This window comes from Caulobacter sp. SSI4214 (assembly GCF_012184455.1).
In the GTDB taxonomy this organism is placed as follows: Bacteria; Pseudomonadota; Alphaproteobacteria; order Caulobacterales; family Caulobacteraceae; genus Caulobacter; species Caulobacter vibrioides_E.
Genome location: NZ_SZWJ01000006.1, coordinates 73,068 through 95,591, shown reverse-complemented (window position 1 = coordinate 95,591; position 22,524 = coordinate 73,068). Strand labels below are relative to the sequence as shown.

Here is a 22,524-nt window from a genome sequence, read left to right as displayed (position 1 = left end):
TCCGGCTCCGGAAGCTCCGCCGGCCGACGTCGCCGCCGCCGAAGGCGGCAAGAAGGGCGGCTCGCTGACCCCGGTCGGCATGTTCCTCGCCGCCGGCGCCGTCGTTAAGGTCGTCATGATCGGCCTGCTGCTCTCGTCCGTCTTCTCGTGGGTCCTGCTGCTCACCAAGATTTTCGAGTTCGCCGGTCTGAACAAGCAATCGGACAAGTTCCTGGAAGCCTTCCGCGGCGCTCGCTCGATCGCCGACATCGCGCGCATCAGCTCGTCGGAAGAATTCGAAGGCAACCCGATGGCCGACATGGCCGCCGCCGCCTCGCAGGAAGTCGAACTGTCGCGTCAAGCGGGTCTGGCCGTCGCCGGCGAGCACCGCGACTCGACGCTGGCTCGCGCCACCTACGCCATCAACGCCGTCCAGTCCTCGCTGGCCAAGCGTCTGTCGGGCGGCATGGTGTTCCTGGCCTCGGTCGGTTCGGCCGGTCCGTTCATCGGTCTGTTCGGTACGGTTTACGGCATCATGACGTCGTTCATCGGCATCGCGAACACCAACACGACCAACCTCGCCGTCGTGGCGCCGGGTATCGCTGAAGCCCTGCTCGCCACCGGTATCGGCCTCTTCGCCGCTATCCCGGCCGTTATCTTCTACAACTACTTCCAGACCCGCATCTCGGGTTACGGCACCCGCTCGGAAGGTTTCGTCGCTGAACTGATGAACGCCATCTCGCGTCAGCTCGACAAGGGGGCGTAACACCCATGGCCGCCAAACTCTCAGGCGGTGGGGGCGACAGGTTCAACGTCGAACAGAACAGCGACATCAACGTCACGCCCTTCGTGGACGTCATGCTGGTGCTCCTGATCATCTTCATGGTGGCCGCTCCGCTGGCCTCCGTGTCGGTCGAGGTGAACCTGCCGCCGGCGGTGGCGAAAGCAACTCCCAACCCGCCGAAGCCGATTTACATCTCGATCAAGCAGTCGGGTCAGATCTTCATTGGGGATTTTCCGACCACGGTCGACGAGATGGGTCAGGACCTTGCCAAGAACATCGGCAAGCGTGACCCGGCTCACGAGCGCGTTTTCATCCGGGCCGACGAAAAGGTTCGCTATGGGGCTTTCATGGAGGTGATGAACACCCTCCAGGATAACGGCTTCTATAGCGTGGCTCTCGTTGGACGGGATGCTAACCAGTAGGGGTGATGCATGGCTGAACAACAAACGCCCGAGCATCGCCACTACGATCCGCTCACTTCGGAAGGTCCGCGTCGCAAAAAGGGCATGGGGCCGTTCGGCATCGCCCTCCTCGTGGTGCTGGGTCTGCACGGACTGCTCTTCGCTTACCTCGCGAAGCAGAAGTTCGAAGCGGTGTTCCAGGAGTACTCGGACGACGCGGTGAAGGTGGAGTTGCCTCCGCCTCCCCCGCCGCCGCCGCCGCCTCCGCCGCCGCCGCCGCCGACCAACGAACCGCCGCCGCCTCCGGCCGTGGTGCAGCCCCGTCCTCCGGTGGCTCCGCCCCCGGATGTGACGCCGCCGCCGCCGCTGCCGATTCCGCCCGTTGAAAAGCGCGTGGAAACGACGGCTCCGCCGGTGATCTCGCAGGCTCCGCCGGTGCCGACGAATCCGCCGGCTCGCGCCTCGGTCATCACCCGTCCGGACTGGGCCCGTAAGCCCAGCGCGGAAGACATGGCTCGCTACTTCCCCGACCGCGCTCAGCGGATGGAAGTCAGCGGCAAGGCGACCCTGTCGTGCTCGGTCACGGCCAAGGGCACGCTGGAAGGCTGCTCGATTGTTAGCGAAACCCCGGCCGACATGGGCTTTGGTGACGCGGCGATCAAGCTGGCCCGCCTGTTCCGGATGAAGCCGAAGACCCTCGACGGCGCGCCCGTCGACGGTGGTCAGGTGACGATCCCGCTGGTGTTCCAGGTCCCGCAATAGGTCCTGGTTCCAGGCGAAAGCTCGGAGACGCCCCGGAGTTCGCTCCGGGGCGTTTTTCTTGTGGAGACGCGGCCTTCGGGCGAAAATCGTCCGCATCGGCGCTTGATCCCGAGGGCTGATCCGACTAAAGACGACGCCTCGCGATGAGCCGGCTTAGCTCAGTTGGTTAGAGCGCTAGATTGTGGATCTAGAGGTCCTCGGTTCGAGCCCGAGAGCTGGTACCATCGCAAGTCCTTGAAAAGCCCGGGTTCGCCCGGGCTTTTTGCTTTTTGGCTCGGGTTTTGGCCAGGCCGGAAAAGCGACGGAAAGGTGGACGCGACCGGATTGAGCGGCCACCCTGGGCCTTCCGGGATCGCGGAGGGCGAAGTCCATGCGCTGGATGACAATCGCGCTAGCCGAGATGTGGCGGTCGTTCGCGCGAACGAAGCGCGACTGGAGCCGTCAAGCCAGGCCTTGGTCTCAGTTTCGGCCTATTGTGACGTCTATCAAGGTTGGCGCGGTATCGAGTCGATCGCCGTCGGCTTCCTGCCCTTGTTTGGGGGAAACGGTCTGGAAGGTCTTGTGAAGGGTCTGGGAGCCAGGATCGCACATCTACCGGCGCGCGGCGGGCGGTCGCCGGCCGTCTCGATGCGAGCGGACAGGGCGCGCGCGGTCAAGGCTGGCCCCCGCGGCGCTTCGAGCATTGCCCCTTCTAGCCGCGACGCCGCCCGCGCGCCGGACAAACACCCCCGCGCGGGTCTCGACGCGCGCGTGAGGCGTGGTCTGGCCGTGGCGGCGGCGGCGGCGGGCCTGGCCCTAGGCGCGGCGCTGGTCCGCCCAGCCTGGGCGGGCGATCCCTCGCTGGAATACGCCATCAAGGCCGACTACCTCTACAAGTTCACGCCCTTCGTCGAATGGCCGACGACGGCCTTCGACGGGCCGGTCGGGCCATTCAAGCTCTGCGTCGCCGGACAGGATCCGTTCGGCCCAGTGGTCGATGAGGCGGTGCGCGATCATAAGGTAGGCGACCATCCGGTCATCGTCATTCGCCTGAAGACGGTGGACCGGGGGGCGTCCTGCCATCTTCTGTTCCTGGGCCGCTCGCGCCTGCAGTCGCCCCGGCGGATGCTGGCGGCGGTGGACGGCCAGCCCGTGCTGACCGTCGCCGATGACCGCTTCCCGACCAAGCGCGCGATGATTCAATTCGTCCTCATCGACGGGCATGTCCGCTTCGAGATCCGCTCCGCCGTGGCCCAGGTCAGCGGTCTCGCCGTGAGCTCGAAGCTCGAGGCCCTTTCGGCGACGACGAAAGGAGACGGGCGATGATCGGGAAGGGCCAAAAGCCGCGCGGCCCGCGTCCGGTCCTGACCGTCTCGATGGCCGTCGGTCTGGCCATCGCCATTGTCCTCGCGGCCTTCGTCATGGCGCTGTACAACGAGCGTCTGAGCGAGCGGGATCGCGTCCGGCAGGCGGCGGTTCAGGTCCACATCCTGGCCGGCAGCGTCGCCGCGCCGCTAGCGTTCGACGACCGCGCCGCCGCCCGCGAATATGTCGACGCCCTCAGCTCCAATCCCGACGTGGAGGCTGTCGCCGCCTACGACATGCGGGGGCGTCTGGCGGCGAGCTTCCTGCGCGGCGGAGAGGCTCTGCCGACCGCCAACACCGTCGGCCCGCCGCGTGTGGAGGGCGCCCGGCTGGTCGTCACCTATCCGGTGACCGAGGGCGAGACGGTGCTGGGTTCGGTCTATCTGCGCACGGTGCTGGAGTCGCCCGCTCGGCGGGCGATGCGCTACGCGGGCTTCGCCCTGCTGATCATCATGGCCGCCCTTCTGGTGGCGGTCCTCGGCGCGGCCAACGCGCGCGAGGCCGAGGCCTTCGGCAAGCTGCGGGCCGAGATCCGCGAGCGGGAGAAGGCCGAGGAGGCGTTGCGTCAGTCGCAGAAGATGGAAGCCATGGGCCAGCTGACCGGCGGCGTCGCCCACGACTTCAACAATCTCCTGATGGTGGCCTCCAGCGGGCTGGACCTGATGGACCGCACGACCGATCCCGCGCGCCGCGAACGGCTGCGCCAAGGCATTCGCCAAGCCATCGACAGAGGCGCCAGTCTGACGCAGCAGTTGCTGGCTTTCTCGCGCCGCAGCCCCCTGAAGCCGGAGGTGGTCGATATCGGCCGCCGCTTGGCCGGGATGCACGCGCTCCTGGATCGCTCCTTGCGCGAGAACGTCACGGTCGAGGTCAAGCTGGCGCCCGATCTTTGGCGGATCGAGGTGGATGCGTCCCAGCTGGAGGTGGCGGTGCTCAACATCGCCATCAACGCCCGCGACGCCATGCCGGATGGTGGCGCGATCACGATCGAGGGGCGCAACGAGCCCTCGGGGCGGCCGGACGGCGTCGGAGACATGGTGCGCCTGTCGATCCGCGACACCGGGGTTGGCGTGGCCCCGGAAATGTTGAGCCGGCTGTTCGAGCCGTTCTTCACCACCAAGGAGGTCGGCAAGGGCACGGGGCTTGGCCTGTCGCAGGTCTATGGCTTCGCGCGCGCCTCGGGCGGCGAGGCGGGGGTGGACAGCGTCCTGGGTCAAGGCACCACCATCTGGTTGCGCATCCCGCGCTCGACCAAGGCCGCGCCGGCCGAACCGGCCCCAGCCCCGCCGGTCAGGGCCAATCCCGAGGGGCGTCAGCGCATTCTGCTGGTCGAGGACGACGACAATGTCGCCCATCTGGTCGAGGAGATGCTGCAGGAGCTGGGTTACGAGACGCGCCGCGCCGCCGCCGCCGCGCCGGCGCTGGACCTGCTGGAAGCGGGCGAGATCTTCGACCTGGTGTTCAGCGACATGGTGATGCCCGGCGATATCGGCGGCCTGGATCTGGCGCGGGAGATCCAGCGTCGGTGGCCGCGCCTGCCGGTGATCCTGACCACGGGCTACAGCGCCGCGGCGACGGCGGCGTCTGGCGAGGGGCGGCGGGTGCTGGTCAAGCCCTATCGCATCGAGGCCCTGGCCAGCGAACTGGAGGCGGTGCTCTCCGGAGCCGGACGGCCCGCCTAGCCCTGTCGGCGACCCGACTCTGGAACGCGACGCGCGCCCCGCGTGTTGCTTGGCGGTCGGGGTTACCGAGGGAGCATGTTCATGGCCGCCGCCGCCAAGAGTTCGTCCGCGAAATCCAAGTCCGCCAAGCCGCGCAAGGCGACCCGCCGCACGGGCACGCGCGATCCGCTGGCCATCCGCCTGCTCAAGCAGGACCACCGTGAGGTGGAAAAGATGTTCGACGAGTACGAGCAGCTGGAAAGCGACAGCGAAAAGCAGGCTCTTTTCGACAAGATCGCTCTGGCGCTGAAGGTCCATACGCGGATCGAGGAAGAGATCCTCTATCCGGAAAGCCGGGGCGAGGTCGAGGACGACCTGATCGACGAGGCCTATGTCGAACACGATGGGGCCAAGAAGCTGATCGCCGAGATCGAGGCGATGAAGCCTGGACAGGAATTCTATGACGCCAAGGTCAAGGTGCTGGGCGAGTACATCAAGCACCACGTCAAGGAAGAGGAGCAGCCCGGCGGCTTCTTCGCCCAGGCCAAGAAGGGCGACGAAGACCTGGAGGCCATGGGCGAACGCCTCAAGGCTCGCAAGGAAGAGCTGATGACCCAGATGGCCGGCAAGGCCGCTCACTGACGGCTGGACCTCCCCCGCGGCGCGGGGGAGGTCCGCTATGCGGCGATCCCCGCCAGCCGCCCCGCTTGCCTCAGGTCCGCAACGAACGCGGCATAGGCTTGGGCCTTCTTGGCCTCATCCGGCAGACGCAGCAGGAACGAAGGGTGATACGTCACCAGGCCCTGCTCCCGATCGGATAGGCGCAGCGGCTTGCCGCGATTGGCCGCGATGGGCGTCGGTTCGCCGATCACGCCCAAGGCGGCGGTCGCGCCCAGCATCACCACGACGCGCGGGCGCACGAGGCGGCGTTCGGCGTCCAGCCACCAACGGCAGGACATGACCTCGCCCCGATCCGGCGTCTTGTGCAGCCGCCGCTTCCCGCGAAGCTCATGCTTGAAGTGTTTCACGGCGTTGGTGACGAAGGTCCGATCGCGCGGCACGCCCGCTTCGGCCAGCGCCTTGTCGAACACTCGCCCCGCTGGACCGACGAAGGGGCGCCCCGAAAGGTCTTCTTGGTCGCCCGGCTGTTCGCCGACGAACATCAGCGGCGCGTGCTCCGCGCCTTCGCCGGGCACGCCTTGGGTCGCGTCGCGCCAAAGCTCACACCGGCGGCAGAGATTCACGCCCGCCGCGACCTCGCTCAAGCGCTTCGGGATGGCGCCCTCATAGGAGGCGTCCCGCGCGTGGCGCAGGGCCGCTTTCAGCACTCGTTCGGACGGTTGGCGCGGCGTCGATGCGACCATGGCCGAGGCGCGCTCCTGGGCGGTTTCGATCAGGTGTGGAATGAGGGCCGCCTCGGGCAAGTTCCGCCAATAACGTTTCGGCATCTCCTGACGCATCTGTTTTGGGTTCAGGCGCGCGGGGTTGAAGATCGAGGCGTAATAGGTGCGCCAGAGGTCTTCCTGGGCGTCTTCGCTCGGCGCGTGGGCGGGATCCACGCCCTCGGAGACCGTCAGCCTTTCGCGGTCCCAGGCCACGCAGGCGTCCGGCGTCAGAATCGTCCAGTCCATATTGGTGAAGCGTCGCGCGAAAAACGGCGCGACCGCCTCGGTCACGCGATGAGCGGGCTGGAACCAGGCGGCGTAGGACTCGGTCTTAGCGTCCTCCAGGCGTCGAAAACGGACAAAGGCCTTCATCTTGTGAGCGGCGCGACTGACGGCCTTGGCCATGTCGCGCGCGCGAGCCATGTCGGGGTCGGCGGGATTGTCGATCAGTCGCGGCTCATGCTCCAGCCGCCACAGAATGCGGTAGAGCAGCGTCAGGCGGTCCGGCGCGCGGTTCAAGATGACCTGTTCCGCCAGCTCGACGAACGCCGCGGGAACGGTGAAGCCGGGCGTCTGGCGCGCGGCGTCGGCCGTTTCCTGGTCGAACAGCTCTCGTTCGACCGTCCATACCACCGCCCTTGGCTCCACGCCCTCCGCCCGCAGCGACCGGGCCGCCGACCGCCAGCCTGCGAAGTCGATCTCGGAGGCCAGCCGCGCCACGCGCATCAAAAGAGACTCAACTGCCGAGGCTGGACGAACCTCGCCTTCAGGCTCTCCTGGTCGACCAGAGCGCCGGGCGTCCAGTCGGCGGTGATCAGGAACGCCTTGGCGCGTTTGAGGACGGCGCCGACGCGTTTCAGGTCGTCCAGGGTCAGGCGCGTCATCCGCCGGGCCGCCAGGATGCGCTCGACGGTCTTGGCGCCCAGGCCAGGCACGCGCAGCAGCATTTCCTTGTCGGCGGTATGGACGTCGACCGGAAAACGTTCGCGATGCCTCAACGCCCAACTGGTCTTGGGGTCGACGGCCAGGTCCAGGTCCTCGCCCTCGGCGATGATCTCGGGCTGGGTGAAGCCGTAGAACCGCATCAGCCAGTCCGCCTGGTACAGGCGATGCTCGCGCAGCAGCGGCGGTCGCATCGACGGCAGGCGTTGGCTGGAGTCGGGGATAGGGCTGAAGGCGGAGTAGAAAACGCGCCCCAGTCGGTAGGCGCCATACAGATTGGCGCTGCGGGCCAGGATGTCGCCATCCCTGGCGCTGTCGGCGCCGACGATCAGCTGGGTCGACTGCCCGCGGGCAAAGGTCCGCCGGCCCGCTTTCCGCGCGGGTTCGGCGTGCTCGTCGATCGCCAGCCGCATGCGGCCCATGGCCCGCTTGATGTCGGTCGGGTCCTTTTCGGGCGCGAGCGCCTTCAGGCTGTCGTCGCGCGGCAGCTCGATATTGATCGACACCCGATCGGCGTAGAGGCCAGCCTGGGCGGTCAGCTCCGGCGAGGCTTCGGGGATAAGCTTCAGGTGGATATAGCCCCGGAAGTCGTGATCGAGCCGCAGCGCCTTGGCGACCCTGACCATCTCTTCCATCGTGTAGTCGCCGGTGCGTATGACGCCCGACGAGAGGAATAGGCCTTCGATATAGTTGCGCTTGTAGAAGCTCAGGGTCAGGTCGACGACCTCCCTGACGCTGAACCGCGCTCTGGGCGTGTTCGAGGATACGCGATTGATACAGTAGGCGCAGTCGTAGATGCAGAAGTTGGTCAGCAGGATCTTCAGCAGGCTGATGCAACGACCGTCGGGCGCATAGGCGTGGCATATGCCCATGCCTTCGGTCGAACCTATGCCGCGACCGCCGATTGAATTGCGTTTTTCCGCGCCGGAGGAGGCGCACGACGCATCGTACTTGGCGGCGTCGGAGAGAATGGCGAGCTTGCGCCGGAGATCGAGAACGGCCATTGGGGAATGGTATCGTTCTTGTTTTGTTCTTTAAAGTCCTAACGCGCGACGATTTTCTAAAAAAGCGTCGCGCGTGAGGGAAAGCGTCGGGAAGCGGCCGCTCGCGCGCCGCTTCCCGCCAAAGGCTTAGCCGTTGACGGCGTCCTTCAGTTGCTTGGCCGGCGTGAAGGCGACCTTCTTGCTGGCGGCGATTTCGATGGTCGCGCCCGTGGCCGGGTTGCGGCCGGTGCGAGCCGGCTTGGCCTGGACCTTGAACTTGCCGAAGCCGGGGATCGAGACTTCGTCGCCCTTCACGGCGGCGTCGGAGATCGACTTGAAGACGCCGTCGATGATGGCCTTGGCTTGGGTCTTGGTCAGCTTGTCGTCGGCGGCGACGGCGGCGTCGACCAGATCGGAAACGTTCATCTTCTCAGCTCATTCCTGTGAATCAGGGAATTGCGAGCCTGCCGAGGCCAATCGCGTTTGTCACCCGTTAGGAAAGGTTAAAAAGCCGATTCACGGGGACAAAACGCCCGTGGAACGGGGTTTTTTACAAATTCACGGCCCTTGGAATGGTCAAGCTTGGGGTGGAGGCCCTAATGGCGCTCTCGCGAGGCGCGTTTTGACGACCCCGCTCGAGGAACGATTCTTCGGCCCGTAGAGGTTGGACGGCGCGTCCGGCGGGTCCCCAAGCGTCCAAGGAAAAGGCCCGCGGCGGGATCGCCGCGGGCCTGAAAAGCCTCGCCAGAAGGAAGAGGTCTTAAGGCGCTTCGTCATCCACCATGGCGCGCACGAGGTCGACGACCCGACGACGCAGGCGGCGATCGGCCAAGCGCGGAAACAGACCCGCCAGTTCCAGACCTTCCGGCGTGGAGACGAACTCGGTCATGCGCTGGGCGAACCCGTCGTCCAGCCCGCCGTCGGTCTCGTCCAGCCCTTCGAAGAAGTAAGACACCGGAGCCTGCAGAAGCTTGGCGGCGTCGTACAGCTTACTGGCGCTGATGCGGTTGGCGCCGCGCTCGTATTTCTGGATCTGCTGAAAGGTGATGCCAAGGGCGTCGGCCACTTGAGTCTGGCTGAGACCCATCATCTTACGGCGAATTCTCAACCGAGCGCCCACATAGAGGTCAACGGGGTGGGCCTGATCGGCTGCAGGTCGTTCGTTCATCCGCCTTGTATCCCTCCAACGCCGCGCAGCGGCTCATGCGAGTCTTAACGGGTATAGACCGAGCTTGGCTGCGTCGTCACGTGTGTGTGTGCTCGGAAAGGGGTCTTCGCGCCGAAGTGTCGCGCTTATGGGTCGTATAATTGCTTAAGCTCGCTGATGGCGAGAATATTTTTACCTTTTGTGGCCGTTTCGAGACTTGGATTCAACCTGAGCTTTTCGACATCAGCATCCGTGCGGACTTGACGTCGACGTTCTCGGAAGGTGTTTGCCGGGCATGAAAACAGTATCTGGCGCGCGTATCGCCGTGGCGGGAGCCGGGGCGTTGGGATTGGCGACCGCTTTGCGCCTGGCGCGCATGGGTTTCGCCGTGACGGTGTTCGATCCCGCCGCGCCCGGCGACAATGCATCGGGCGTCGCGGCCGGCATGCTGGCGCCGGTCAGCGAGGCGCTGTTCGACCCGCTGTCGAGCGCGCATCTGGCCCTGATGCGACGGGCGCGCGATCTCTGGCCGGACTTCGCGGAGGATCTGGGCGTCGAACTCGCGCGGACGGGCGTGCGGCTGGAGGGCGCGGAGACTTGGCGCGCTCGTATCGCCGAGCGCCTCACGACGCTTGGCCTTCCGGACCAGGAGACGATCTCCGAGGACTGGCGGATCGAGGCCCGTCCCGCCCTGGCGCGCCTGCGCGACGCGATCCTGGCGGCGGGCGGTCGGTTCGAGGCCGTGGCCGTCGAGGCCTTCGCGCCCGGCGAGGTTCGGCGCGCCGACGGTGGAACCGAGGTGTTCGACATCCTTGTGCTGGCCACCGGGCCGGGGGCGCGCGACGGACGGTTGGCGCCGGAGACCGCGATCTTGGCGCCGATCAAGGGCCAGATTCTGCGCGCGACGCCCGTGGATAAGGCCGTGGACGTGGTGCGGGGCGAGGGCGTCTATCTGGCTCCCGGCGAACGCGTGGCCATCGGCGCCACGATGGAGGTCGGCCGCGACGATCTCTCGCCCGACGCTTCGGCGACCCAAGGCCTGCGGGCGGCGGCCTGGGCGCTGCGGCCGGCCCTGGATCTGGACGCGGCGCAGGTCGAGGTCGGGGTGCGGGTCACCACGCCCGACGGCCTGCCCCTGGTCGGGTGGAGCCGTTCGCCAGGCGTGATCCTGGCGGTCGGCGCGCGCCGGAACGGCTGGCTGTTGGCCCCGCTTGTGGCCAAGATGGTCGCGGCGTATGTGACGGGGGACAACCCGGGTCCCGACGCCGCCGCGATGGACGCGCGCCGCTTCGAGGAGCCCGAGACCTAAAGAAGCAAAGCGCGCAGGGGAGTACGGCCGGATGTCCGGATTCTGGTTGACCGACGAGCAGGAAGCCATTCGCGAGGGGGTGGCCAAGGTTTGCGCCGCCTTCGACGACGAATATTGGCGCCGCACCGACGAGACGGGCCAGTTTCCCGAGGACTTCGTCGCCGCCATCGCCGAGGGCGGCTGGCTGGGCGTGGCGATGCCCGAGAGCGTCGGCGGCGCTGGCCTGGGCCTGACCGAGGCCGCCGTGATGATGCAGACCGTGGCCCAGTCGGGCGCGGGCTTCTCCGGCGCCTCGGCCATCCACCTCAACATCTTTGGTCCCATGCCGCTGGTGAAGTTCGGATCGGACGAACAGCGCGAGCGCCTGCTGCCCCGGATCATCTCGGGCGAGGACAAGATGTGCTTCGCCGTCACCGAGCCGAATTCGGGCCTGGACACCTCCAGTCTGGAGACACGCGCCGAGAAGGTCGACGGCGGCTATCGGCTGAACGGCCGGAAGATCTGGACCACCGGCGCTCAGCGCGCCAACAAGATCCTGATCATCGCCCGGACCACGCCCAAGGATCAGTGCGCCAAGCCGACCCAGGGCCTGTCGTTGTTCTACACCGACCGCGAGAAGATCGAGGCCAAGCCGATCCCGAAGATGGGCCGCAAGGCCGTCGAATGTAACATGCTCTTCATCGAAGATCTGTTCGTTCCGGCCGAGGATCTCGTCGGCGAGGAGGGCAAGGGCTTCCAGTACCTTCTGCACGGCCTCAATCCCGAGCGGGTGCTGTTCGCCGCCGAGGCCGTGGGCCTGGGCCGCGCCGCGCTGGCCAAGGCCGCGACCTACGCGAATGAACGCGTCGTGTTCGGTCGACCGATCGGCCAGAACCAGGGCGTGGCCCATCCGCTGGCCAAGTCCTGGGCCGAGCTGGAAGCCGCCAACCTCCTGGCCTTCAAGGCGGCCGCGCTCTACGACGCGGGCAAGGAGTGCGGCGCCGAGGCCAACGCCGCCAAGTACCTGGGCGCCGAGGCGGGCTTCCATGCGTGCGAGAACGCGGTCCTGGCGCACGGCGGCATGGGCTACGCCAAGGAGTACGACGTCGAGCGCTACTTCCGCGAGGCGATGATCGCCCGCATCGCGCCCGTCAGCCGCGAGATGATCCTGAACTTCATCGCCGAGCGCGTTCTGGGCCTGCCTAAGAGCTACTAGTTAGGGCGGAATGGCCGGGGCGCGGAAAGAGCGACCCGGCCGCCGTTTCAACGCTGGAGGATGGGCTCAAGCGCCCGCGTTGAACCGGATCGGGATGACGACGGTGGCCCCGTCGACCGCCTCTCCGTTTTCCATCTGTGGCTTCATGCGAAAGAAGCGCGAGACCTTCAGCGCCGCCTTGCCGAAGCCTTCCTCGGCGGGTGTTTCCGACACCACCGCGCAGTCGCGGACCGTTCCGTTCACCGCCACCACGCAGTTCAGGGTCGCCGCGCCCGAGACGCCGCGTCGCTGCGCGCTGTCGGGATAGTAGCGCGCCATGTCTTCGGCCGAGGGCAGCTTCAACCAATTGGCGCGGGTGATCACCTTCGGGGGCGGCTGAGGCGTCGGGGCCGGACCGGGGGGCGAGGTCAGCGAGGCGATCGGACCCGTGGCCGGAGGCCCATCCGGGGTGATCCTTGGATCGGCTGGCAGGGGCGGCGGCGTATCGACGGTCGTCAGGACGGGGGCGTGAAGCTTCGGCCCAGCCATGGGCGGCGGCGGCTTGTCGATGGGCGGCGGCGGGGGCGGCGGTTTGCGCTCCAGCGGAACCGTATCGACGACGATGGGCTTGTCATCGACCATGGTCGGCAGTGGCTCGATCCATTTCTGATAGGCCAGATAGCCGATCAGGCCGAGGTGCGCCGCGACCGAGACGGCGAGGCCGACCGCCAGTATTCGAGAGGCTTTGCGGGGTGGAGCGTCCAGGCCGGGAATGCCGGAGCCATTGGGGTTTAGGGCCAGGGCCATGTCGACCATCCTTGGTGGAATTTACAGTCGTAGGATAAGATCAGCACGGGGATGGCGCTCTGTAAATTGACAATCGTAATCTCGACGGTGATTTGTCTTACGCTTGTAAGAGTGGGTGCGGCAAGGCGCGCGGCGACGCGGTTTTGGAAACGTGGTTAATCGGCGATTAACCATGATCGCCGACTCCTGAGGTCCATGCCCGCCGTCAGTTCCATCCGCAGCGTCGTCGAGTCGGCGATCCAGCGCGCTTCCAGCGCGACGGGGGTCGACTTCACGTTCCTGATGGGCGCGGCCAAGCGCGAGAGCGGCTTCAATCCGGTCGCCAAGGCCCGGACCTCCTCGGCCTCGGGTCTCTTCCAGTTCGTCGACCAGACGTGGCTGTCGACGCTGAAGAAGCACGGGGCGAAATATGGCTACGCCCGCTACGCCGACCTGATCACCCAAGGCCCGGATGGTCGTTATCGCGTCGATGGCGACGAGGCGCGCAAGGCCGTGCTGGGCTTGAAGACCGATCCGCACGCCGCGGCCCTGATGGCCGGCGAACTGACCAGCGATCACGCCTCTTATCTGCGCGGCCGGGTGGGGCGCTCGCCGACGGCGGGCGAGCTGTACGCCGCCCATTTCCTGGGGCCATCGGGTTCGGCTCGCCTGATCGAAGCGGCGACCGCATCGCCTGGCGCCAACGCCGCGGCCATGTTCCCGGACGCCGCCGAGGCTAACCGGTCAATCTTCTACAAGGACGGCCGTCCCGCCACGGTGGGCGAGGTTTATGCCAACCTGACCAAGACCGGCGCCTCGGCGGGGCGGGTCACCGACCCGGCTTCCAATCGTCAGGGCGACGATGTCGACCAGGGCTTCCTGCAATATGCCGGCGGTCGCCGTCTGGAGCGCATTCGTCAGCAGGAGGCGATGGTCGACCTGATCCTGCGCGGTTCGCAGGACGCGGGAAATCCGTTCAGCGCGTCCTCCGATACGGGCGCGAGCGGCGGCCAGCGCCTGGCCAATTCGATGTTCTCGGCCGAGATGCTGCGCGTGCTGGCCGACGCCAACGAGAAGGTCAAGCAGCGCTGACCTTGGTCAGAGCCGCCACCTTCGCCTCGTCCCACCCCAGGGCCTTGAAGACGGACGCGGTGTCCGCGCCCAATTTCGGCGCCGGTCCGCGCGGACCATCGTGCGCGCCCGGAAACCGCGCCGGAGCGGCGGGCGCCTTGAAGGTCCCGCCAGCGCCGTCAGGCGTCTCGACGAAGCAGCCCGCCGCCTGGGCCTGGGCGTCGGTCGCCAGTTCGCGCGGGGTCTGGTAGGGCGCCCAGGTGATGTCGCCCGCGTCCAGCGCCTCGGCGGCCTCGTCATAGGTCATGGCTCCGAACGCCGCGTCCAGGATGTCGACCAAGGCCTGACCATGCTCGCGGCGGCTCTTGGCGGAGACGAAGCGGGGGTCGTCGACCAGTTCGGGCCGACCGGCGGCGGCGGCGATGCGCGGCCAGTCGACCGAACCCTGGCGGGGCAGAAGGCAGATCCAGCGGCCGTCGAGCGTCTTGTAGAAGTTGGCCAGGGGCTGAACCGTCTCGCGCCGGCCGCGGGTGGAGGCCAGCTTTCCGAAGCGCAGCTGGATCGCCATGTCCGAGCCGATCGCATAGACGCCCGCGCGCAGCAGAGAGGTTTCGACCAGCCGCCCGACGCCCGTGACCGTCCGCTCGTACACGGCCGCGAGGATCGCCGAGACCGTGGCCAGAGAGGTGACGTGATCGCCCATGCCCGTGCGGATCGGGAAAGGCTCGGTCCCCTTGGGCGCGGTGATCGATCCCACGCCCGCCCGCGACCAGAACGCCGCCACGTCCATGCCCGGCTTGTCGCGATCCGGACCGGTCAGGCCGTAGCCCGTCAGGCTGCAATAGATCAGGCGCGGATTGACCGCCTTCAGCGCCTCGTAATCGAGCCCCGCCCGGGCCAGGGCGGCGGGGCGCACGTTGGTCAAGAAGATGTCGGCGGTCGCGACCAGAGCCTTCAGCGCCTCCCGGCCAAGATCGGACCGGATGTCCAGCATCACGGCCTTTTTGCCCCGGTTGTCGAGCTCGAAGACGGGGTTGGCGTCCTGGTCCGAGCCAATGGTGTCGAAGAACCGCCGCATCGGATCGCCCTCCGGCGACTCCACCTTGATGACCTCGGCGCCCCAGTCGGCCATGATCCCGGCCGCGCCCGGCGCGGCGATATAGGTCGCCAGTTCGACGACGCGCAGTCCTTCCAGCATCACATCCTCCCGTTTTCTTCGTTGCGGGAAGGATGGGCGAGGGCGCGTCCGCGCGAAAGCTTACCTTGCGGCAGCCTTCTTCAGGCCGCCTCGGAACGCGCCAGGCCGCGATCGAGCGCCGCCGCGTCGGCCAGGGCGCGGGCCACGCCGGCCACGGTGACGGGCTTGCGCAGGATGACGTCGGCCCCGGCTTCCAGGAATTCCGAGGCTTCCTCCGCGTCGCCCTCGATGATGGCGACGATCGGGGCCTGGCGATTGGGGCCGTCGGCCGCGCGCAGGGCGGCCGAGGCGGCGGGGCCGTCCATCACCGGCATCCGGTGATCCAGCATCAGCAGGTCGAACTCGGCGATACGGGCCAGGTCGGCGGCGCGTCGGCCGTTCTGGGCGTGGACGACTTGGTGGCCGAGTTGCTCCAGGATGGCGCGCAGCATGGCCGCGTTGAGGGCCTCGTCCTCGGCGATCAGGATGCGCATCGCGCGTGGCGCGCCCGGCGCCTCGGCGATCACGGTCTCGGTCTGCTCCTCGAGGTCGCACGCCGCGGCGGGGTCGAAGGGCAGGGTGAGGGTGAAGCAGCTGCCGACGCCCACGGCGCTGCGCGCCTCCAGCGCGCCGCCCATCAGTCGCGCCAACTGCCGCGAAAGCGACAGGCCCAAGCCCGCGCCGTTGACGCCGGCCCCGGTGCGCTCGACGCGGCGGAACGGTTCGAAGGCCTGTTCCAGCTCCTCGTTCGACAGGCCCGGACCGGTATCGGCGACCTCGAACGCCACCTGGCCTTCGCGTAGTTCGAGGCGCACCTCGATGCGGCCGCGAACCGTATACTTGACCGCGTTGCCGAGCAGGTTGGCGATGATCTGGCGGGTGCGCAGGGCGTCGGCGACCACAGCGCCCTTATCCCGGACGAGCAGCGGCGGATCGATATGGACCGTCAGTTCCAGGCCCTTGGTCGCCGCGTTGGGCTTGTCCAGCAGCACCAGGTCCTGGACCAGCCGCACCGGATCGAAGGGTTGGGTCTCGACGTTCAGGCGGCCGCTTTCCGCCGTCTCGCTATCGAGCGTGGCGTTCAGCACCGCGATCAGGTCCTGGGCCGCGTCGAGCGCGGCGTTCAACTGGTCTCGCGAGGGCGCGGCGCGACCGCCCCGACCGGCGGCGGCGGCCAGCACGTGGGTGACGCCGGTCAGACCATTGCGAATTTCATGGCTCAGAGTCGCGACGATGTCCGACTTGCTGCGGGCGGTGCGCTCGGCGTCCTCCAGCACGCGGATCCGCTCGTCGAGCAGGCGCTCATGGGCCACCGCCAGATCATGCTGGCGCCGGAACATGCGGTTGAGCACCAGGGAAAGGGTCAGGGCCAGGGCGGTCGCGCCCCACGTCAGCTCGCCGGCGCCCTGGTTCTCGGGGTGGGAGAACTGCGCGACCAACGGCCCGGCGGCGGCGAGGGGGGCGATGATCAGGAGGCCCGGCAGGTAAGGCGCCGAGAAGAAGGCGCACAGCACCGCGCCGGCGGTGGCCAGCATCAGCAGCGATTCGCGGGCTGGACCGGCGCCTTCGGCCAGGATCGAGATCTGGGCGACGGTGACCGTCCACAACGCGCCGCAGAGGACCTGAACGCGGGCGCGGCGAGCCAGATCGCGCGACTCTTCGCCGCGCAGCCAGTTCACCACGGCGTAGAAGGCGCCCCAGTTGATCGCGAACAGGGCGAAGCTGACGGTCATCCAGGCGCGGTTGTCGGCCAGCGAGGCCATCCAGACGAACACCGGCAGGCTGATGGCGAAAACGCCCAGAGCATACGGCAAAAGCGCGGTCTGGGCGTCCAGCGCAAGCGCCGTCTGGGCGTCTTGGTTCTTGGCCCGATGAGCGCCGTCGGTCGGGGCTTGTTGGGGGCGCTCGGCGAGCAAGATGGCGTTCCTCATCGATGAGGGCGCACTTTACCCAAGCGTGGTTTGTCCCCGGTTACGGGATATACTTAACGCCCGGCTTCGTGGTTCAAACAATCATTAAGCCTAAGCGAGGAGGATCGACTCCAAGCATAGCTCCCCTGGGCGGCGAACCATGGCCACGACACGCGCAGCACTGACCGATTCCGACATCCGGATGCTCGTGAAGGGCGCGACTCCCGACGAGCGCGCCCTGGCCGCGCACAAGCTGTGTCGGACGATCGACCGCGCCGCTCTGAGCGACGAAGAGCGACAGATCGCCCACGACATCCTGCGCGTGATGGCCGCCGACGCCGCCGAGCTCGTGCGTCGCGCCCTGGCGGTCACCCTGAAGAACTCCGCGGCTCTGCCGCCCGACGTCGCCAATCGCCTGGCCCGCGATGTCGAGAGCGTCAGCCTGCCGATCATCAGCTTCTCCCCGGTATTCACCGACACCGATCTGGCCGAGATCGTCCGCGTGGGCGGACCGGTCCGTCAGATGGCCGTGGCCAAGCGCCCCAAGCTGTCCAGCCGCATCACCGCGATGCTGGTCGACCAGGCGCCGGAAGACGTGGTCGCCGCGGCCTGCGCCAATGACAACGCCCGCTTCTCGGAAGTGACGTTGCAAAAGGCCCTGGACCGCTTCGCCAAGTCCGAAGAGGTGCTGCAGGCGGTCGCCTATCGCACGGCTTTGCCGCTGTCGGTCGCCGAGCGTCTGGTCGACATGGTTGGCGATCAGTTGCGCGACCACATTCTGACCAATCACGGCCTTTCGGCCGAACGGACCCTGGAGCTGATCATCGGCGCCAAGGAGCGGGCGACGATCGATCTGGTCGACCAGGCCGGCCGCGCCGCCGATCCCAAGGCGTTCGTCGCGCACCTGCACAAGGTCGATCGCCTGTCGCCCTCGCTGCTGCTGCGCGCGCTGGCCCATGGCCACATGACCTTCTTCGAGTGGGCCGTGGCCGAGCTGGCGGGCGTGCCGCATCATCGGACCTGGCTGATGATCCACGACGCCGGCCCGCTGGGTCTGAAGGCGATCTGCGAGCGCGCGGGCCTGCCGCCGCGCCTCTATTCGGCCTTCCGCGCCGGCGTGGACGCGTTTCACAGCCTGGAGTTCGACGGCGGCGCCCAGGATCGCGAGCGCTTCCAGGAACGCATGATCCAGCGCTTCCTGACCTCGCCTCAGAACGCCTCGCGCGAAGACGCGGATTATCTTCTGGAGCGGATGGACCGCGGCGCCAACCGCCGTCGCGCCAAGTCGGCCTGACGGGCGAATAGAACAAGCGTTCGAAAGACGTCTGGGCAAGGCGGCCAAGCGGCGCCAGACTTGCCGAATGGCCGACTCCTCGTTGGGCGCGATCCGTCCCGCCGCCACCGTACTGCTGCTTCGAGACGCGCCCTCGTTCGAGGTGCTGATGGTCAAGCGGCATCATCAGATCGATTTCGCCGCCGGCGCCTTGGTGTTTCCGGGCGGCAAGAGCCATCAGGGCGACAGCGACCCGCGCTGGCGAGAACTCGCGACAGGTTTCGACGCGGTCGGCCAGGACGACGCCGCCCTGCGCGTCGCCGCCATCCGCGAGGCCTATGAGGAGGCGGGCGTGCTGCTGGCCCGCGACGCGGACGGCAACCTTTATGCGGGGGAGGCCGCCAAGGACGTGCGCGCCGCCGTCGCCGAGGACAAGGTCGCTTTCATCGATGTGGTGGGCGACCTTGGTTTGAAGCTGGACCTCTCGGCGTTGACGGTCTTCGCGCGCTGGATCACGCCGAAGCTAATGCCCAAGCGCTTCGACACCTGGTTCTACGTCGCCCACGCGCCCCTGGCGCAGCAAGCGATTTGCGATGGTCACGAGGCTGTTGACGCCGAGTGGATCGCGCCGGCCAAGGCCCTTGAGCTGGCGGCCTCGGGCGCGCGCAAGGTGATCTTCCCCACCCGCATGAACCTGCAGCTGCTGGCCGAGAGCGCGAGCCCCGCCGACGCGGTGGCGCGGTCGGCGGCGCGGCCGCTGGTCACCGTCGAGCCCTGGGTGGAGGGCAAGGTGCTGCGCATTCCCGACGACGCGGGATACGGCGCGGTGACCGAACCGCTGGACGCGCTGTAAGCCTCAGCTCTTAAGTCCTGGCCCCGCCGCGTTGACCCAGGCCACGATCTCGCCCAGCACCTTGGCGGTGGCCTGATCGAAGGCGGGGACGATGGCGCCGACGCGATTGTCGGCGGCTTTCACGCGGGCTTCGAAGATCTGATCGCCGACCAGGGCGCGGTCCTGGCTTCGACTAAGGACGCCGCGCACCCGCACCACGATTTCGGGCGCGGCCTTGGGTCCGTTGACATAGTCGGCCTCGAAGGCGCGGACTTCGAGCCGTAGAACGAGGTCGGCCTTGGCGACCTCGCCGCGACCGATCAGGCGAGCGCGGCCAGGATCGTTCTCGAACGCGCGGGCCGTGGCCTCCTCGAACAGGACGAAGGCCGGCGAGACCCAGCGGGCGTCGGAGATGTAGGCCACCTGGCCGTTGGCGCTGGTCAGGATGCGGTCGCCCGCCGACGAGCGCGTGAAGATCGTTGGCGCCTTCAAGACCCCGAACATCGCGCCGGGCGGACCCTTGGGCGCGTTCACCTCGGCCTCGCCGAAGCGATAGAGGCCGACCGGCTTGGACTTGGGGAAGACGCTGATGCAGCCGGAGAGGCTCACGGCCAGAAGGCCTACGGCCAGGGCTCGGCCCAGGGTCTTGGAGGCGTTGCGGATCATTGGGCTCACGGTTTGACCTCCACTTCCTTGGCGGGCGGCTTGCCGACCAAGCCCCGGGGGTTCTGTTCGACCTCGCCGACCAGACGGTCGAGAGACTCGGCGGCCGATTGCAGGGTGACGATCGCCGCCGACAACTGCGGCAGGCCCGTGGTGGCGAAGTCGCTGGTCGGGCCATCGAGCTTGCTGACCATGCCGCGGGCGTCCTTGGCGGCGCCCTTCAACTCCTCGGCCGCGTCGCCCAGTTCCTTCAGGGTGCGCTTGGCGTCGCCGTCGACCAGGCCGTTGGCGCTCTTGGAAAGTTCGGTGATCGACTGGGCGGTTTGGTCGATGCTCTTCAGCGTCTTCTGGGCGTCCGCGATGATTTCCTTGCGCTCGCGCAGTTCGGCCGTGACCGACTGGACGTCACTGAGCGTGGCGCCGAAGGTCTTGATGTTCTTGTCCGAGAGGACCTGATTGACGCGGTCCAGAGCCTCGATGGTGCGCGTCAACACGGTGCCGCCGCCCTCCAGCAGGTCGGAGAGGGCGCTTCGCTGGCTGCGCAACACCGGGACCTTGCCGTTCTTGACCGTGTCCTTCAGCAGCTCCTTGTTCGGCGAGCCGGCGGTGATCTGGACGTAGTTGACGCCGGTGATGCCCTGCGGTTCCAGAGTGGCGTAGCTATCGATCTTGATCGGAACGTCGGAGGTGACGCGCGCCCGCGCGATGACGCGGTTGGGATCGCTCTTGTCCAGCTCGATGCGGGTCACCTCGCCGACCTTGATGCCGTTGAAGTGAACCTCGCCGCCGGTCGACAAGCCGCGCACCGGGCCGACGAACAGGATGTCATAGAGGTCGTAGTCGCGATTGAAGCTGAGCTTCGCCAGCCAGACCACGAAGATCACCAGGCCCATGAAGAGCGCCAGGGACATGGCCCCGACCAGGGCGTAGTTGGCGTTTCTTTCCATCAGTCGATCCTCGCCTCGGGCCGGTTCTCGGAGGTCGCGGCGGCGCGTCCTCGCGGACCCAGGAAGTATTGCTTGATCCAGGGATGCTCTGAACGCTCGAGCTCGCGCACGGGCGCCACGGCCACGACCTTCTTGTTGGCCAGAACGGCGACGCGGTCGGTGATGGCGTACAGGCTGTCCAGGTCGTGGGTGATCATGAAGACGGTCAGATCCAGGCTGTCGGACAGATCCTTGATCAGGCCGTCGAAGGCCTCGGCCGCGATGGGGTCGAGGCCGGCGGTGGGTTCGTCGAGGAACAGCAGCTCGGGGTCCATGGCCAGGGCGCGCGCCAGGCCCGCCCGCTTCCTCATGCCGCCAGACAGCTCCGCCGGCTTCAGCGTCGCGGCGCGCGCTGGCAGACCCACCATGGCGATCTTCAGGTCGGCGATCTCCTCGATCTCGCGGCGGGGAAGGCGCGTATGCTCGTGCAGCGGCGCGGCGACGTTCTCGCGCACGGTCAGGTTCGAGAACAGCGCGCCTTGCTGGAAGAGGACGCCCCAGCGGCGCTCGACCGAGGACCAGCGGCGGCGGGAGGCCGTTCGCATGTCGCCGCCGAACAGGCGCACCGAGCCGCCGTCGGGAGCCTTCAGGCCGATGATGGTGTTGAGCAGCACCGACTTGCCGGTGCCCGAGCCGCCGACCACGCCCAGCACCTCGCCCCGATCGACCGAGAGGTCCAGGCCGTCGTGAACGACGTTGTCGCCAAAGCGCGAGACCAGGCCCCGCACCTCGATGGGATGCTTCTCGGCCTCGGCGGCGTCGATGGCGGCGGATTCGGTTTCCGCCTTGATCTTGGGGGAGCGGATCAAACGTTCAGCTCCATGTAGATCAGGGCGAAGACGGCATCGATCAGAATGATCGCGAAGATGGCGTGCACGACCGCCGCGGTCACGCGCCGGCCCAGGGATTCGACGTCGTTGCCGACCTCCATGCCCTGCCGACAGCCGATCGCGGCGATCACGGTGGCCATCACCGGCGCTTTCGACAGGCCGATCCAGAAATGGGTGGCCCCGACCGAGTCCACGATGCGTTGCAGGAAGAAGGTCGGCGACAGGTCCAGGACGACCCAGACGACCAGGATCCCGCCCGCCAGGCCCGCGATGGTGGCGATGAAGGTCAGGAGGGGGATCGTGAACAGCAGCGCCGCGAACCTCGGCAGCACCAGGGCCTCGTAGGGATCGACCCCCATGACCTGCATGGCGTCGATCTCTTGGTTCATCTTCATGGAGCCGATCTCGGCCGCGAAGCTGGACGCCGAGCGTCCGGCCAGCAGGATGGCGGTGATCAGGATGTTGAATTCGCGCATCACCGAGATGCCGATCAGCTCGACCGAATAGACCTGGGCTCCGAAGTCGGTCAGCAGGTTCGCGCCCAGCAGGGCCACCACCGCGCCGATGAAGAAGGTCGTGACGGCCACGATGGGCATGGCGTCCAGTCCCGCGCGCTCGCATAGGGCGATGGTCGGCGCCCAGCGGATGCGGCGAGGATCGGCGATGGAGCGGCCCAGGGCCACCAGCAGGTGACCCAGGAAGACGAGCGTGCCGTAGCCGTCCTGGAACAGGCCGAACACGCCGCGCCCAATGCGCTCCAGGAGGGCCAGGAACCCGCCAACGCGCACGGTGGGCTCGGGCTCGACCTGGATCGCCGCGCCCACCAGTTCCAGCAGGCGCAGGATCTCGCGGCGCGCCTGGATGTGTTGGGGGGCGAGTTGGTCGCCCGCCGCGCGAATGATGGCGTAGGCGCCGGCCGTGTCGCAACGATTGACGCTGGTGAGGTCCAGGCTCAGCGGCCGCGAGTCCGAAAGGGCGGAGGCCAGGCGCAGGCCGGCATCGAACAGACCCCGCGCGGTCCAGTCTCCGGACAGGGCGGCGGTCCTGCGGCCGTCCTGCTCGGTCAAGGTGAAGTCCGCGGGAAGCGCCATATCGTCCTTGGGGCTCGTTTCGAGGGTATATCCA

General features: G+C 67.5%; 22 protein-coding genes and 1 tRNA gene. 12 read left to right on the top strand and 11 right to left on the bottom strand.

Annotation, left to right across the window (positions count from 1 at the left end; translation table 11 throughout):
• The 7 genes from FCU40_RS03385 to FCU40_RS03355 all read left to right on the top strand — a co-directional run.
• Window positions 1-745, top strand: a 745-nt coding sequence (locus FCU40_RS03385) for a MotA/TolQ/ExbB proton channel family protein (RefSeq protein ID WP_168072916.1), incomplete at its 5' end; no start/stop codon positions are given.
• 5 nt (window positions 746-750) lie between these two features.
• Window positions 751-1,185: a biopolymer transporter ExbD gene (locus tag FCU40_RS03380; RefSeq protein ID WP_004617676.1), complete on the top strand. Its 435-nt coding sequence runs from the start codon at window positions 751-753 to the stop codon at window positions 1,183-1,185.
• A 9-nt stretch (window positions 1,186-1,194) separates the two neighbouring features.
• The gene (locus FCU40_RS03375) at window positions 1,195-1,926 is read left to right on the top strand and encodes an energy transducer TonB (protein WP_004617674.1); all 732 of its coding nucleotides are present in this window, start codon (window positions 1,195-1,197) and stop codon (window positions 1,924-1,926) included.
• Window positions 1,927-2,073: 147 nt separating this feature from the next.
• Window positions 2,074-2,150, top strand: a tRNA-His gene (locus FCU40_RS03370).
• Window positions 2,151-2,676: 526 nt separating this feature from the next.
• Window positions 2,677-3,231 (top strand): YfiR family protein, encoded by a 555-nt coding sequence (locus FCU40_RS03365; RefSeq protein ID WP_168072915.1) that lies wholly within the window; start codon window positions 2,677-2,679, stop codon window positions 3,229-3,231.
• On the top strand, window positions 3,228-4,952 hold the full coding sequence (locus FCU40_RS03360) for an ATP-binding protein (RefSeq protein WP_168072914.1): 1,725 nt from the start codon (window positions 3,228-3,230) through the stop codon (window positions 4,950-4,952). The genes FCU40_RS03365 and FCU40_RS03360 overlap by 4 nt, the downstream gene beginning before the upstream one ends.
• Before the next feature lie 81 nt (window positions 4,953-5,033).
• Complete coding sequence (locus FCU40_RS03355; protein WP_004617669.1) at window positions 5,034-5,573, top strand: hemerythrin domain-containing protein; 540 nt, start codon at window positions 5,034-5,036, stop codon at window positions 5,571-5,573.
• Window positions 5,574-5,608: 35 nt separating this feature from the next.
• On the opposite strand, the gene FCU40_RS03350 is transcribed toward FCU40_RS03355, so the two are convergent.
• The 4 genes from FCU40_RS03350 to FCU40_RS03335 all read right to left on the bottom strand — a co-directional run bounded on the left by FCU40_RS03350 (window position 5,609) and on the right by FCU40_RS03335 (window position 9,409).
• Window positions 5,609-7,042: a UdgX family uracil-DNA binding protein gene (locus FCU40_RS03350; protein ID WP_168072913.1), complete on the bottom strand. Its 1,434-nt coding sequence runs from the start codon at window positions 7,040-7,042 to the stop codon at window positions 5,609-5,611.
• Window positions 7,042-8,262 (bottom strand): putative DNA modification/repair radical SAM protein, encoded by a 1,221-nt coding sequence (locus tag FCU40_RS03345; RefSeq protein ID WP_168072911.1) that lies wholly within the window; start codon window positions 8,260-8,262, stop codon window positions 7,042-7,044. Before FCU40_RS03345 ends, FCU40_RS03350 begins: the two co-directional genes overlap by 1 nt.
• Window positions 8,263-8,388: 126 nt before the next feature.
• The gene (locus tag FCU40_RS03340; protein ID WP_004617663.1) at window positions 8,389-8,667 is read right to left on the bottom strand and encodes an HU family DNA-binding protein; all 279 of its coding nucleotides are present in this window, start codon (window positions 8,665-8,667) and stop codon (window positions 8,389-8,391) included.
• Between the two features lie 334 nt (window positions 8,668-9,001).
• Window positions 9,002-9,409, bottom strand: a complete 408-nt coding sequence (locus FCU40_RS03335) for a helix-turn-helix transcriptional regulator (RefSeq protein ID WP_004617658.1) — start codon at window positions 9,407-9,409, stop codon at window positions 9,002-9,004.
• A 274-nt stretch (window positions 9,410-9,683) separates the two neighbouring features.
• Between FCU40_RS03335 and FCU40_RS03330 the strand changes: the two genes are divergently transcribed.
• Entirely contained in the window at window positions 9,684-10,697 is a 1,014-nt protein-coding gene (locus FCU40_RS03330) for an FAD-dependent oxidoreductase (protein WP_168072910.1), read from the top strand.
• A 31-nt stretch (window positions 10,698-10,728) separates the two neighbouring features.
• The gene (locus FCU40_RS03325) at window positions 10,729-11,892 is read left to right on the top strand and encodes an acyl-CoA dehydrogenase family protein (protein WP_168072908.1); all 1,164 of its coding nucleotides are present in this window, start codon (window positions 10,729-10,731) and stop codon (window positions 11,890-11,892) included.
• Window positions 11,893-11,958: 66 nt separating this feature from the next.
• On the opposite strand, the gene FCU40_RS03320 is transcribed toward FCU40_RS03325, so the two are convergent.
• Window positions 11,959-12,678 carry an energy transducer TonB gene (locus FCU40_RS03320; protein ID WP_168072906.1) on the bottom strand — a complete coding sequence of 240 codons (720 nt, stop codon included), beginning with the start codon at window positions 12,676-12,678 and terminating at the stop codon, window positions 11,959-11,961.
• A 195-nt stretch (window positions 12,679-12,873) separates the two neighbouring features.
• On the opposite strand from FCU40_RS03320, the gene FCU40_RS03315 reads away from it, so the two are divergent.
• Complete coding sequence (locus tag FCU40_RS03315; RefSeq protein ID WP_004617650.1) at window positions 12,874-13,749, top strand: transglycosylase SLT domain-containing protein; 876 nt, start codon at window positions 12,874-12,876, stop codon at window positions 13,747-13,749.
• On the opposite strand, the gene FCU40_RS03310 is transcribed toward FCU40_RS03315, so the two are convergent.
• The gene (locus FCU40_RS03310) at window positions 13,736-14,926 is read right to left on the bottom strand and encodes a CaiB/BaiF CoA-transferase family protein (protein WP_168072905.1); all 1,191 of its coding nucleotides are present in this window, start codon (window positions 14,924-14,926) and stop codon (window positions 13,736-13,738) included. The two genes, FCU40_RS03315 and FCU40_RS03310, sit on opposite strands and share 14 nt — an antisense overlap.
• 80 nt (window positions 14,927-15,006) lie before the next feature.
• Complete coding sequence (locus FCU40_RS03305) at window positions 15,007-16,821, bottom strand: ATP-binding protein (protein WP_168072903.1); 1,815 nt, start codon at window positions 16,819-16,821, stop codon at window positions 15,007-15,009.
• A 154-nt stretch (window positions 16,822-16,975) separates the two neighbouring features.
• Between FCU40_RS03305 and spbR the strand changes: the two genes are divergently transcribed.
• Window positions 16,976-18,109: a pole-localized protein SpbR gene (gene spbR / locus FCU40_RS03300; RefSeq protein WP_168072902.1), complete on the top strand. Its 1,134-nt coding sequence runs from the start codon at window positions 16,976-16,978 to the stop codon at window positions 18,107-18,109.
• A gap of 67 nt (window positions 18,110-18,176) precedes the next feature.
• Entirely contained in the window at window positions 18,177-18,941 is a 765-nt protein-coding gene (locus FCU40_RS03295; protein ID WP_168072901.1) for an NUDIX hydrolase, read from the top strand.
• A 3-nt stretch (window positions 18,942-18,944) separates the two neighbouring features.
• Here FCU40_RS03295 and FCU40_RS03290 read toward each other — a convergent pair whose 3' ends face one another.
• The 4 genes from FCU40_RS03290 to FCU40_RS03275 are packed head-to-tail and all read right to left on the bottom strand — an operon-like array spanning window position 18,945 to window position 22,490.
• Window positions 18,945-19,595, bottom strand: coding sequence for an ABC-type transport auxiliary lipoprotein family protein (locus FCU40_RS03290; protein WP_168072900.1), 651 nt, complete (start codon window positions 19,593-19,595; stop codon window positions 18,945-18,947).
• On the bottom strand, window positions 19,592-20,530 hold the full coding sequence (locus FCU40_RS03285) for an MlaD family protein (RefSeq protein WP_168072899.1): 939 nt from the start codon (window positions 20,528-20,530) through the stop codon (window positions 19,592-19,594). Before FCU40_RS03285 ends, FCU40_RS03290 begins: the two co-directional genes overlap by 4 nt.
• Window positions 20,530-21,360, bottom strand: coding sequence for an ABC transporter ATP-binding protein (locus FCU40_RS03280; protein ID WP_168072920.1), 831 nt, complete (start codon window positions 21,358-21,360; stop codon window positions 20,530-20,532). The genes FCU40_RS03285 and FCU40_RS03280 overlap by 1 nt, the downstream gene beginning before the upstream one ends.
• Before the next feature lie 14 nt (window positions 21,361-21,374).
• A complete protein-coding gene (locus tag FCU40_RS03275; RefSeq protein ID WP_168072898.1) occupies window positions 21,375-22,490 on the bottom strand; it encodes an MlaE family lipid ABC transporter permease subunit in 1,116 nt (371 codons plus the stop codon).
• Window positions 22,491-22,524 lie beyond the last annotated feature (34 nt).